Raw genomic sequence first — 12916 nt, 5'->3', positions numbered from 1 at the left:
TCTCCGGTCGGGTCCAGAGTCAGCGGCGGCCATCGATCGGGTCGTCGCCGCCGTCGATGGCGTCGAGGACGAGGTCGCGCGCCTCACCCGTCGCGGACACGTGGGACAGCAGGAGGGAGGCGACCCACCCGAGCAGGACGATCACGGCCGCGCCCCACGCCGTCAACGCCACCGCGCCGGAGAACAGGCCGGCGCCGTCCGAGCGGCCCACGCCCACCCAGAGGAGCCCCCAGGCGAGGGCGAGCGCCGGGGTCAGCCGACCGCCGTCGTACACGGCGGTGAAGAGGCCCACGATCGCGGCGACCACGATCAGGGTCTGCGCCCACGTGGTGGGCATGAGCCCCGCGGCCCAGCCGGCGGAGGTGAGCCACGCCGCGAGGCTCGCGACGAGGAGGAACGTGGCCCAGCCGAGGTGCAGCCCCTGCACCCCGTCCACGAGGACGCGCTCGGCCACGGTGCGGGGGTGGCCCGACTCCAGGAGCGTGAGGATCCGGAACAGCACGGCCACGAGGAGCAGCGCGACGACGACGCTCACCAGGAGCCAGGCGGCGTGGATCGTCCAGATCCACGCGGCGCCGAGCACGGCGCTCGCCATGATCCACGGGCGCAGGCGGTCGTGGCGCACGGTCTGCGCGGCGGGCAGGAACTGCCACAGCGCAGAGGCGAGCAGCCCCAGTCCCACCAGGGCCCACAGCCATAGGGCGGGGCGGGACGGGGAGAGCCAGGAGCCGTCGTCGGTGAACCAGCCGCCGGTCGCGTCGCGGAGGAACGCCCCGGAGCCGAGGAAGGCGGCCACGAGGGAGGCGAGGACGACCAGCAGCATGACCGCCTGACGGCCGCGGGAGGTCCGGCCCAGGTCGACGCTCCGGTCGGCGCGGGCGGTGGCCGCGTGGGCGGAGTGCGGGGCGGGGGGCTGGCCGGGGGCGGCGGTGCTCATGGTCTCTCCCAGGTCGGGGTCGGATGGCGCCCGCGCATGCGGATGCCGTTCGTGGTCAGCGTAGCCAACCCGGAGCGGCCTCCGTCAGGTGCCTCTCCCACGCCGTCTGGCCTCCCACCCCCGCGCCCCGCCTAGGCTGGGGGCATGAGCGCCCCCTCCCCCCTCGGACTCCTGCTGGACGTGGACGGTCCCCTGGCCTCCACCGAGACCCGCACCGTGCCGGAGGGGATCATCACCACCCTCGCACGGCTCGCCCAGCGGCGCGTGCCGATCGGCTTCAACACGGGCCGCTCCGCCGACTTCCTCCTGCACAGCGTGATCGCCCCGCTGCGGGCGGCGGGGCTTCCCGACGACGCGCCGTTCTACGCCGTCTGCGAGAAGGGCGCCGTGTGGTTCCCCTTCTCCGCCGTCCCCGAGGGCGAGCTGCCCGAGGTGAGCGTCGACGCCCCCGTCCCGAACTGGGTCCGCACCGATCCGGACATGGCGATCGACCCCGAGCTGCGCGAGGCGATGTGGGCCGTGAACGAGGAGCGGGACGAGGACGTCATGTTCGCCGACCGGACGAAGCTGGTCATGGTCTCCCTCGAGGAGGAGGTGGGCGCGGACGACGCCGAGTTCACCCGGGTGCGCGACGAGGTCGTCGCGGGGATCGAGGACCTGCTGGAGAGGCGGGGCCTCGCCGAGGAGTTCGAGGTGGACCCCACCATCATCTCGATCGACGTGGAGCACGCCTCCTCCGGCAAGGACCTCGGCGTCGAGCGGTGCCTGGGCTTGATGGCCGACGACGGCGTCGCCGTCCCCGAGCGCTGGATCACCGCGGGCGACTCCCGCTCCGACTACGCCATGGCGGACGCCCTGCACGCCATGGGCGCGCGCGTGGAGCACATGGACGTCCGCCCGGAGGACGGGATCCCGGAGAAGGCGTACGGCGTCCTCACCGCCGCCGACCTCGCGGAGCGCGGCGTCGGCCAGGCGGAGGACGTGCACGAGCGCGCCGGCGAGTCCCTCCTGCGGTGGGCGGAGCGGGACCTCCTCGGCTGAGCGGGTCCGCGTCACGGGGCGTCACCGGCGTCAACACGGCGACACCGGAAGTGGCGGCCGGCCGGCGTCGAGAGTGCACTGGGCCCATGACCGCGCACGCAACCGACACCCCCTCCCCCGCCGATGCGCGGGGCACCGCCCCGCTCGAGGTTCCCGTCCTCGACCTGTCGACCATGCGTCGGGCCGACGGCTCCCTCGACCCCGCGTTCCTGGAGCGCCTGCGCTTCGCGGCGCACAACGTGGGCTTCTTCCAGATCGTGGGCTACGGCGCGGAGCCCGGCCAGGTGGACGCGCTGTTCCGCGTGACCGCCGAGTTCTTCGCCCGCCCCGAGGCGGAGAAGCTGGCGCAGCACAACCAGGAGTCCCCGCACTACCGGGGCTACTCGGCGATCGCCGCCGAGCGGACGCAGGGCCGCCCCGACTCCCGCGAGCAGCTGGACTTCTCCGCGGACCGCGAGCCGGTCCCGGCCGAGCGGATCGGTGAGGGGGAGGAGTTCTGGCACCTGCAGGGCCGCAACCAGTGGCCCGCCGGCATGCCCGAGCTCGAGCGCACCGCCATGGCGTGGACGGCGCTGATGGACCGCGTGGGCGAGGACCTCCTCAAGGCGCTCTGCGTCGCCATAGGCCTGGACGAGGACCACTTCTCCGCGGCGTTCGACGGCGACCGCGCGTGGATGGCCAAGCTGGCGCACTACGTCGGCGGCGTGGCCGAGGCCGGGACCCAGGGGGTGGGGCTGCACGCCGACTACGGGTTCATCACCCTCCTGCTGCAGGACGAGGTCGGCGGCCTCGAGGTGCGCCCCTACGGCCAGGACGCGTGGCTGCCGGTGGAGCCGATCCCGGGCGCGCTCGTGGTGAACCTCGGCGAGATGCTCGAGGTGGCCACGGACGGCTACCTCATGGCCACGATCCACCGCGTGCAGTCCCCGCCGCCGGGCGTGGACCGCTACTCCGTGCCGTTCTTCTACTCCCCCCGCCTGGACGCGGTGATCGAGAAGGTGGAGCTCCCGGCCGAGCTGGCCGCGGACGCCCGCGGGGTCTCCGACGACCCGACCAACCCGATGCTCGCCTCCTTCGGCTCCAACATGCTCAAGGGCTTCGCGCGCGCCCATCCGCGGGTGACCGAGCGGTTCCACCCGGGGCTGCTGAACCGCTGAGCCACCCCGCGGGAGCGGAGGTGTGAGCAGGAGGACATGGCCCGAGTGGACCCCGGGCCCTGTCCTTCCGCACGGCTCCGTCCTAGCGTGGACCGGGAAGCGGCGCCTCCCCTCCCGAGCGGGGCGCCTCCCCCGACCCAGAGAGGTGCGCACCATGGCCACCGTCGCCCGCAACATCGTCGAGAGCCTCCACGCATCCGGGGTCCGCCGGATGTACGGCGTCTCCGGAGACTCCCTCAACGGCCTCACGGACGCGCTGCGCGACCACGGGGGCGTGGAGTGGGTGCCGGTCCGGCACGAGGAGTCGGCGGCGTTCGCGGCCTCGGCCGAGTCCCAGCTGACCGGCGAGCTCGCGGTGTGCGCCGGCTCGTGCGGCCCGGGCAACCTGCACCTCGTCAACGGCCTGTTCGACGCGCAGCGCACCCGCACGCCCGTCCTGGCGATCGCCGCGCACATCCCCTCCGAGGAGATCGGCTCCGGCTACTTCCAGGAGACCCACCCGCAGGAGCTCTTCCGCGAGTGCTCCGTGTACGTGGAGCACGTCTCCTCCGCGGACCAGATGCCCCGCCTGCTGCGCACGGCGATGCGCGCCGCCGTCGAGCAGCGCGGTGTGGCCGTGCTGGTGATCTCCGGCGACGTGGCGCTGACGGAGCTCGACGCCCCCGCCGAGGCCGTCCGGCACACGCCCTCCACCGTGGTCCCCGCGGACACGCTGCTCGCGGAGGCGGCCCAGGCGCTCAACGCCGCCCAGCGGATCACGATCCTCGCCGGCGCCGGCGCGGCGGGCGCCCACCGCGAGGTGGTGGCCCTCGCCGAGCGGCTCCAGGCGCCCATCGTCCACGCGATGCGCGGCAAGGAGCACCTGGAGTACGACAACCCGTACGACGTCGGCCTCACCGGGCTGCTCGGCTTCTCCTCCGGCTACAAGGCGCTCAAGGGAGCGGAGACGCTGCTCATCCTCGGCTCCTCGCTCCCCTACCGCCAGTTCTACCCCGAGGACGCGACGGTCATCCAGGTGGACATCCGGGGCGAGCAGATCGGCCGGCGCATCGCGGTGGACGTGCCCCTCGTGGGCGGGGTGAAGGAGACCGCGGAGGCCCTGCTGCTGCGGCTGCGCGGCAACGCGTCGTCGGCGTTCCTCGAGGAGATCCTGAAGGAGTACCGCACGACGCGGAAGGACCTGGACGAGCTGGCCACGCCGTCCCGCTCCACGATCCATCCGCAGTACCTGGCCCGCCTGATCGACGAGCGCGCCGCCGACGACGCCATCTTCATCCCGGACGTGGGCTCGCCCGTGATCTGGGCAGCGCGCTACCTCACCATGAACGGGCGCCGCCGGCTCATCGGGTCCATGAACCACGGCTCCATGGCCAACGCCATCATGCAGTCGATCGGCGCACAGGCCGCGTACCCCGGGCGGCAGGTGATCGCGCTCGCCGGCGACGGCGGCCTCTCCATGATGCTCGGCGAGCTGCACACCCTCGTGCAGAACGGCCTGCCCGTCAAGGTGGTGGTGTTCAACAACTCCTCGCTGAACTTCGTGGAGCTCGAGATGAAGGCGGCGGGCTTCGTCACGTTCGCCACGGACCTGAAGAGCCCGGACTTCTCCGTGGTGGGCGAGGCGGTGGGCCTGCGCGGCTTCCACGCGGAGACGTCGAAGGAGCTGCCGGACGCCGTGGACGCCTTCCTGGCCCACGAGGGCCCCGCGATCCTCGACGTCACGACCGAGCGCCAGGAGCTGACGATCCCGCCGAGCGTGGAGGCCGAGCAGGCCAAGGGCTTCGCCCTCTACGCGATCCGCACCGTGCTGGACGGCAAGGGCACCGAGCTCATCGACCTCGCCAAGGCGAACATCCGCCAGCTGTTCTGAGCGGACCCTGGCGGCCGACGGCGGCGGCCCGTCATCACCGGAGCCGGACAGCCCGCCCCCCCGGTCGGACCGTCCCTCCGGTCGGACCTGCGAAAAGGGACAGGATCTGCGTCGAGGACGCAGATCCTGCCCCTTTCTGCCGACCGGGCCGGCGCCCGTCGTGTCGGCGGACGACGCGTCAGGCGCGGTGCGAGCCGGCCTCGTCCACGCCGCCGTCGCGCACGGACGTGGCACCCGGGGTGCCGGCCGCGTGGCGCTCGAGCTCCTCGCCGGTCATGCCCTCGCGGACGAGCCCGTCCGAGCGCAGCTCCCAGAAGTCGGCGTTGCGGATGCCGAGCGGGCGCGGGTCGAACTGCGGGTCCAGGCCCTGCTTCTTCTGGGCGTGGTAGTCCTTGAGGGCCTTCAGGGCGGGGCCCTGCAGGAACAGGATGCCGATGATGTTCATCCACGCCATGGAACCCACGCCGATGTCGCCGAGGCCCCAGGCCGCACCGGTGGTGGTGACGGCGCCGTAGGCCACGGACACGAGGATCAGGCCCTGCAGCAGGCGGATGACCACGCGGCGGACGGTCGAGTTCTTGGCGCCGCGGAACAGGTACGCGACGTTGACCTCCGCCATGTAGTAGTACGCCACGATCGTGGTGAACGCGAAGAACGCGAGGGCCACCGCCACGAAGGAGGGGCCGAAGCCGGTGAAGACGGTGTCGAAGCCGTTCTGCACGAAGGCGGGGCCCACCTTGGAGTCGGCGGGGAGGTTCCCCTCGAAGAGGACCGGGGTGGTCACGGCCTCGCCCTGGTACACGCGGTACATGCCGGTGGACAGGATGATGAACGCCGTGGCCGTGCAGACGAACAGGGTGTCGATGTAGACGGCGAAGGCCTGCGCATAGCCCTGCTTGGCCGGGTGGGAGACCTCCGCAGCGGCGGCCGCGTGGGGGCCGGTGCCCTGACCGGCCTCGTTCGAGTAGACGCCGCGCTTGACGCCCCACTGCACGGCGAGGCCGAGGATGGAGCCGAAGATCGCGTGCGTGCCGAAGGCGCTGGAGAAGATCGCTCCGAACACGGCGGGGATCTGAGAGAAGTTCAGGAAGAAGACGATCAGCGCCAGGATGATGTACAGGACCGCCATCACCGGGACGACGTACACGGCGAACGTCGCGATGCGCTTCACGCCGCCCACCACGATGAACGCGAGGATGATGACGATGCCGATGGCCACGGCCCACGCGGGCGCACCCCAGGCCTCGTTGATGGACGACGCCATGCCGTTGGCCTGCACGCCCGGGAGGAAGAAGCTGGTGGCGAAGACCGTCACGATCGCGAAGATCACGGCGTAGACCTTCAGGACCGGGCCGAACGCCGTGTGCTTGTAGGCCTTGTCGAAGTAGTACGCCGGACCGCCGCGGTACTCGCCGGTGTCCTTGTCCTTCTCCTTGTAGATCTGGCCGAGCGTGCACTCGATGAAGGAGGTGGCGGCGCCCAGGAAGGCGACCATCCACATCCAGAAGACAGCGCCCGGACCGCCGAAGGCGATGGCCGTGGCCACGCCGCCGATGTTGCCCATGCCGACACGGCCGGCGAGGGACATCATGAGGGACTGGAAGGACGAGGTGCCGTCCGCGGACTTCTCGCCGTTCTTGAGCTGGGCGAGCATGTCGGGGATGCCCCGGACCTGGAGGAAGGCCGTGCGGAGAGAGAAGTAGACGCCTGCGAGGAGGCAGAGACCGATCAGGGGCAACGACCAGATGTAGCCGTTGGCCTCATCGATGAATTCGGCGAAGGTCATGGTGAGTCTCCGAAGTCGGGGTGCGAGCACCGAGACGGAGCGGGATCAGGGAAGGCGCCCCGCGGCAGGAAGGGAATCTGCTGAGGGGAACAGTACGCCACTCTGTGATGCCCGTCTCATCATTGGTCGACGCGTGACTCCCTGAGCCCGTGCGCCCGCCGCCGCACCCACACCCGCGCTCGTCCAGATCCTCCGGACGGGTCGCCCAGATCCTCCAGTCATGCGAAAAGCCCCGTCACCACGGGGGTGACGGGGCTTACCCGCGGAGGATGGGGGATTTGAACCCCCGAGGGCGTTAACCCAACACGCGTTCCAGGCGTGCGCCATAGGCCGCTAGGCGAATCCTCCTTGGCTGCCCCGATGCGGAAGACCGCACAAGGGCAGGCTCCATCATAACCAGGTGGCGCGCCGGGACGCCAATCGCCCGCCCGACTGGCCCTGCGTCCGAGCGCTGGTAGACTCGTGGACGGCCCCTCACGTGGTGTCATCTCGCTGAACTCCCCCAGGACCGGAAGGTAGCAAGGGTAGGTGGGCTCTGGCAGGTGCGTGAGGGGTCTTTCACGTCGTCAGGAGGTCCCATGTCCGCTGGCCGCTATGCACCCTCGCCCACGGGGACCCTGCACCTGGGCAACCTGCGCACCGCACTGGTCTCGTGGCTGGCGGCCCGCGCGTCGGGCCGGCCCTTCCTGCTGCGCGTCGAGGACCTGGACCGCGTCCGCTCCGGGGCCGAGGCCGAACAGCTCGCCGACCTCGCCGCCGTCGGGATCACGTGGGACGCCCCGCCCGTGCGCCAGTCCGAGCGCACTCCCCGCTACGACGCGTCCGTCGCCGCCTTGCGCGCCGCCCACGGCGCGGACGTGGTGTACGAGTGCTTCTGCTCCCGCAAGGACATCGCGGAGGCCACGTCCGCACCGCACCCCACCGCAGAGCCCAGGGACGACGACGGCGGCGCGGCACCCGACGCCTCCCTCGCCTCGGGCGCCGCACGGCGGCCTCCGGGCTTCTACCCGGGCACGTGCCGCGGCCTGACGGAGGACGAGCGGGCCGAGCGTCGTCGGACGCGGCCGGCGGCGCTGCGGATCGACGCGGCACGGGCGGCCGGCCTGCCGGCGGGCACCGTGCCGCGGGCCCACGCCCGCGACGTCCTCCACGGCGAGGTCACGGGCCTCGTGGACGACCTCGTCCTGCGCCGCAACGACGGTGCCTACGCGTACAACCTGTCCGTCGTCGTCGACGACCTGGCCCAGGGCGTGGACCAGGTGGTGCGCGGCGACGACCTGCTCGACTCCACGCCACGCCAGCGCTGGCTGGCTGAGCTGCTCAGCGCGGCGCGCGGCGAGACGGCGCCGCCCACCGAGTACCTGCACGTTCCCCTCGTGCTCAACGCTGGGGGGAGGCGACTGGCCAAGCGGGACGGCGCCGTCACCCTCGCCGACCTCGCGGCGCAGGACCCCCGCTGGACGCCGGAGCGCGTCCGGGACCGCCTCCTGGAGTCGCTCGGCCTGCCGGCCGGCCCCCTCGAGGGCGCGGTGGCGGCGTTCGACCCGCGGGGGCTGCCACGCGAGCCGTGGGTGTTCGACCCGGCGGGCTTCGTGGTCTGACCCGGCTGGCGGCGGCGGGCACCCGAGGCGCCGACCGCGACCGCGGCTCAGAGGACCTGCGCGGCCTGGTCGAACTCGAGGCGGCCCTGGCGCGGGCTGACGGCCTTCTCGTGGTCGGAGGCCGCGTGGCCCACGTTGATCACCACGAGCGAGCGCCAGCCGCTCTCGGCATGGAAAGCGGCGTCGACGCCGTCGGTGCTGAAGCCGGCCATGGGGCCCACCTCGAGGCCGAGGGCGCGCAGGGCCACGGTGAGGTAGCCGATCTGGAGGAGCGCGTTGGTGCGGCCCATGCCGTCGCGCAGCTCGGCTTTGTTCTCCCACTGCTCCCGGAAGCCCTCGCGGAAGGGGGCGAGGTGGGGCATGTGCTCGTGCCAGCGCGGGTCGTAGGCGGCGATCAGGGTGAGCGGCGCCGCGAGGGTCTTGTCCGCGTTGAACCCGGCCATGTGCGGGGCCAGCCGCTCGCGGGACTCGCGCGACTCGACCACGGTCAGGCGCAGCGGCTGGCTGTTCATGGCGGTCGGCGCCCAGCGCACGTGCTCGTAGGCCTCGCGGACGAGGGCGGTGTCCACGGGCTGGTCCGTGAAGTGGTTCGTGGTGTGGCGGTCCTCGAAGAGGGCGGGCAGGACGGAGGCGTGGTCGATCCGGGTCATGACGGCCTCAACGCCCGCGCGGACGCACGCCATTCCCGCCGCTCCTGCACAGGCGTCGCAGCGGGCGGCAGGGGCCGACGACGGCGGCCGGCGGGCCGTACGGCGTCCGGGTGAGCCGCTAGGGTGAGCCAGGTGAGCACCGCCCTGTATCGACGCTATCGCCCGGACCGGTTCGAGGAGGTCATCGGGCAGGATCACGTCACGGTCCCGCTGCGCACCGCGCTGTCCAAGGACCGGGTGAGCCACGCCTACCTCTTCTCAGGCCCGCGCGGCTGCGGCAAGACCACCTCCGCCCGCATCCTCGCGCGCTGCCTGAACTGCGTGAAGGGCCCCACGCCCACGCCGTGCGGCGAGTGCGACTCGTGCCGCGACCTGGCCACGGGCGGGCCCGGCTCTCTGGACGTCATGGAGATCGACGCCGCCTCCCACGGCGGCGTGGAGGACGCCCGCGGCCTGCGGGAGCGGGCCACCTTCGCCCCGGTGCGGGACCGGTACAAGATCCTGATCATCGACGAGGCCCACATGGTCACCGCGGCAGGCTTCAACGCGCTGCTGAAGATCGTGGAGGAGCCGCCGGAGCACCTCAAGTTCATCTTCGCCACCACGGAGCCGGAGAAGGTCATCGGGACCATCCGCTCCCGCACCCACCACTACCCGTTCCGCCTCGTGCCCCCGGAGCCGCTCATCGCGTACCTCGAGCAGCTGTGCGCCGAGGAGCAGGTGCGCGTGGAGCCCGGCGTCCTTCCCCTCGTGGTGCGGGCCGGCACGGGCTCGGTGCGCGACACCCTCTCCGTGCTGGACCAGCTCATCGCCGGCGCCGAGCAGGGCGCGGTGTCCTACGACCTCGCGGTGAGCCTGCTCGGCTTCACGCCGGAGGCCCTGCTGGACGACGTGATCGACGCCGTGGCCGCGGACGACACCCCCACCGTGTTCCGCGTGGTGGACCGCGTGGTGCAGTCCGGCCAGGACCCACGCCGATTCGTGGAGGACCTGCTGGACCGGTTCCGCGACCTCGTGATCGCGCGCGCGCTGCCGGAGGAGGCCGGTGCCATCCTGCACGGCATGCCGGAGGACCAGGTGCGGCGCCTGTCCGCGCAGGCCGCCCAGCTCTCCCGTGCGGAGCTCTCCCGGCTGGCGGACGTCACCAACCTCGCGCTGACGGACATGGTGGGCGCCACGAGCCCCCGCCTGCACCTCGAGCTGCTGATGGCGCGCCTCGTGCTGCCCGCCACGGACGACACGCACCGCGGCCTCTCCGCCCGCCTCGAGGCGCTCGAGCGGCGGCTCGAGTACGGGGGCTCGCCCGCGGCCTCTGCACCGGCCCAGGCCGCCGAGGCCGCCGAGACCGCCGAGGGCACCCCGCACACGGGGGCCGTCGGGGAGGCGGCCGGCCTCTCCGGTGCCGCCCTGGCCCGCGCAGCCATGCGCCGACCCGAGGCCGAGGAGACCACCCCCAGCGCCCGGCAGCAGGACGCGCCGGCCCGCCAGGAGCAGCGCCCGGCCGTCCCCACGCAGGCGCCCGCCGCGCCCGAGACCCCGCCGTCGTCGGCCGCCCCCGCAGCGCCGACCGCGCCGACGCCGCCGAGCGCCCCCGAGCAGTGGTCCCCGCCGCAGCAGGGCGGATCCCCCACGCCGGACGAGGCCGCCGGCAGGGCGGACGCGGAGGGCAAGGGCCCGGAGAAGCCGGTCCCGGAGAACACCGGCGCGGAGCCGGCCTCCGCGCCCCCGTCGTCCCAGCGCTCCGGCGAGGCCGAGGGCCGGGCCGCGGCCCCGAGCACCTCCGGCACGGGCCCCTCCTCCGCGAACCCCGTGGAGATGTTGCGCCGCGCCTGGCCGGACATCCTGGCCGCCCTCGAGGACTCCTCGCGGCTGGTGTGGATGCTGGTGAAGGACAACGCGTCGGTCACCGGATACGACGGCTCACTGCTCACGATCGGATTCCAGCAGGACGGCCCGCGGCAGTCGCTGCTGGGCCGCGGCGGTGACCGGGTGCTGGCCGAGGCCGTCCACCGTGTGCTCGGCATCCGCCCGGAGCTCGACCTCATCCTCGGCGGGGATGCTCCCCGCCCCGAGCACCGCGCGCCCGCCGACGCCCGCCAGGCCTCCGGCCGGCCCGCATCGGGGTCGCCGCACCCCCAGCAGCAGCCCCCGCCGGACGCATCGGACACCCGCGGCCTCCCGCGCCCTCCGGCCCCGTCGGGCGGTCAGCCCCGGAACGATTCGCTGCGCGCCACGCAGAGCCAGACAGCCACGGAGACCCCGGCCGGCGCCGCCTCGGGTGGGCAGGAGCGCGCTTCGCACCGTCCGGCCCAGCCAGCGACCGCATGGCCCGCGCCCGCCGACACACGGACCTCTCCCGAGCCAGGGCGCCCCACGTCCGCCGCGTCCGCGCCACCTGCGGCCGCGCCCGCTCCTCCGTCCGCGCCCGCGTCTGCTTCCCCCGCTCCCTCGGCTCCGACCGCGGACAGCTGGGGCCATGCCGGCGAGGCGCCCCCCGCGTGGGAGGACGCCCCGCCGAGCGAGGAGGACCCGTGGGACACCCTCCCCGAGTTCGACCCGGACTCGGACATGGAGGACTCCCCCGGTCCCGAGGGATGGGTGCCGCCGCAGGGTGCCCAGGAGGACGGCGGACCGCAGGAGAACGCCTCGAGCGGCACGCCCGGGTGGGACGGGCCGGTGCCCAGCCCGTCGGACTGGGGCACGCCGCCGCAGGCCGACCAGCCCGCCCCGGCCCCCCGGCCGGACGAGGCGGCCTCGCCCGGGGCCGAGCCCTGGGCCCCCGCCGGGCCCGCCCCGACCGCGGACGCCGCGCAGCGGCTCCAGGACGTGACCCCTGACGCGGCGGAGCGTGCCTACGATCCCGGACCCCTCGTCCGCGAGCCCGCCCCCACCATTCCTGTGTTCGCCCGGCCCGAGGCGGAGCTGCGTGCCGAGTTCGAGGCCCGCTTCGGCACCACGCGGCCCGCCGGCTTCGACGGCGGCTCCCGCGGCGGCGCCTCCGACGCACGCGGGGCGGAGCACACGGCACCGCCGGCCGCCTCGGACCAGACGCGCACGGGACGGGCCGGCGGCGACGGCGTCCCCCCGGGCCAGGGCGATGACCCCGCCGCCTCGGAACGAGAGGACCCCCACCCGGCCGCTTCGACGGCCGCGGTCTCGAGCGACGCCCACCCCGACGCCACCGGCGAGCCCTCCTCGGACGGGACGCCGGCCCCCGGCGTGCCCGCGCACGACGGGGGTGGAGCCCCCGCCGCGGGGACCGCGCCGCGCGGTTCGGGGCATCCCGCCAGCATGTTCCCGCGCCTCATGGAGCGTCTCGAGGCGGGCGGGCCCCTGGAGCCGCCCGTCAACGCCCGCGACGCCGGCGGAGACGGGACGGTCGGGCCCTCCTCGAACGGCCCCTCCGCCTCCTCCGGGCCGTCGGGGAGCACCGCTCCGCCGTCGGGTCGGCCGAGCCCCACCGCCCTGGGCGCCCGCCCAACGGGAGACGGCCGTGCCGCCGCCGGTGGGGAGCCTCCCGCACCTCCCGCGATGGACCCGCGTGCCGCCGCGATCCGGGCGGCCCGCGAGGCCGCACAGGGCCGCGCGCCGGCTCGGCCCGCCGCGCCGGCCACCGCGTCCTCCCCCGCCGTCGCGTGGACGGACGAGGTGGCCAGCGACGACGATGTGGCGCTGGAGGACTCCGGGCTCGTGGGCCGGGCCGTCGTCGAACGCGTGCTCGGCGGCCGGCTCCTCGAGGAGCGGCCGCACGAGCCCGTGCGCTGACCCACACGGCCGACCCGCGCCCTTGTCATGTCCGGTGGTCGTGGCAGACTCGCGTCAGCGCGGTGACCCCGCGCGGACGGACCGGACGGAGCCGGCCGGGCCCACGCAA

At 73.9% G+C, this 12916-nt stretch carries 8 protein-coding genes, 1 tRNA gene and 1 other RNA gene; 6 read left to right on the top strand and 4 right to left on the bottom strand.

Features of this window, described 5'->3' with window-relative positions; genetic code table 11:
- Positions 1-19 precede the first annotated feature (19 nt).
- Positions 20-937, bottom strand: a complete 918-nt coding sequence (locus LG274_RS09700) for a tryptophan-rich sensory protein (protein ID WP_404464184.1) — start codon at positions 935-937, stop codon at positions 20-22.
- 144 nt (positions 938-1081) lie between these two features.
- Here LG274_RS09700 and LG274_RS09695 point away from each other — a divergent pair, with 144 nt between their 5' ends.
- The 3 genes from LG274_RS09695 to poxB all read left to right on the top strand — a co-directional run bounded on the left by LG274_RS09695 (position 1082) and on the right by poxB (position 5005).
- The gene (locus tag LG274_RS09695; RefSeq protein WP_404464182.1) at positions 1082-1978 is read left to right on the top strand and encodes a haloacid dehalogenase; all 897 of its coding nucleotides are present in this window, start codon (positions 1082-1084) and stop codon (positions 1976-1978) included.
- A gap of 86 nt (positions 1979-2064) precedes the next feature.
- The gene (locus LG274_RS09690; RefSeq protein ID WP_404464180.1) at positions 2065-3135 is read left to right on the top strand and encodes an isopenicillin N synthase family dioxygenase; all 1071 of its coding nucleotides are present in this window, start codon (positions 2065-2067) and stop codon (positions 3133-3135) included.
- A 154-nt stretch (positions 3136-3289) separates the two neighbouring features.
- On the top strand, positions 3290-5005 hold the full coding sequence (gene poxB / locus LG274_RS09685; protein ID WP_404464178.1) for a ubiquinone-dependent pyruvate dehydrogenase: 1716 nt from the start codon (positions 3290-3292) through the stop codon (positions 5003-5005).
- 178 nt (positions 5006-5183) lie between these two features.
- On the opposite strand, the gene LG274_RS09680 is transcribed toward poxB, so the two are convergent.
- Both LG274_RS09680 and LG274_RS09675 read right to left on the bottom strand, forming a co-directional pair.
- A complete protein-coding gene (locus LG274_RS09680) occupies positions 5184-6791 on the bottom strand; it encodes a sodium:alanine symporter family protein (protein ID WP_298710451.1) in 1608 nt (535 codons plus the stop codon).
- A 263-nt stretch (positions 6792-7054) separates the two neighbouring features.
- Positions 7055-7139: transfer RNA gene (locus LG274_RS09675), tRNA-Ser, on the bottom strand.
- A 117-nt stretch (positions 7140-7256) separates the two neighbouring features.
- Between LG274_RS09675 and ffs the strand changes: the two genes are divergently transcribed.
- Both ffs and gluQRS read left to right on the top strand, forming a co-directional pair.
- Positions 7257-7353, top strand: an RNA gene (ffs, locus tag LG274_RS09670) — signal recognition particle sRNA small type.
- Between the two features lie 16 nt (positions 7354-7369).
- Positions 7370-8392 (top strand): tRNA glutamyl-Q(34) synthetase GluQRS, encoded by a 1023-nt coding sequence (gene gluQRS, locus LG274_RS09665; protein ID WP_404464175.1) that lies wholly within the window; start codon positions 7370-7372, stop codon positions 8390-8392.
- Between the two features lie 47 nt (positions 8393-8439).
- Here gluQRS and LG274_RS09660 read toward each other — a convergent pair whose 3' ends face one another.
- Positions 8440-9042, bottom strand: a complete 603-nt coding sequence (locus LG274_RS09660; RefSeq protein ID WP_248116533.1) for a malonic semialdehyde reductase — start codon at positions 9040-9042, stop codon at positions 8440-8442.
- 132 nt (positions 9043-9174) lie between these two features.
- On the opposite strand from LG274_RS09660, the gene LG274_RS09655 reads away from it, so the two are divergent.
- Entirely contained in the window at positions 9175-12807 is a 3633-nt protein-coding gene (locus tag LG274_RS09655; RefSeq protein WP_404464172.1) for a DNA polymerase III subunit gamma and tau, read from the top strand.
- The last annotated feature ends 109 nt before the right edge of the window (positions 12808-12916 follow it).

The sequence above is a fragment of the Micrococcus antarcticus genome (genome assembly GCF_044872765.1).
Lineage (GTDB): Bacteria > Actinomycetota > Actinomycetes > Actinomycetales > Micrococcaceae > Micrococcus.
The sequence above is the reverse complement of the archived record's forward strand: the minus strand, read 5'-3'. Positions and strand labels throughout refer to the sequence as shown.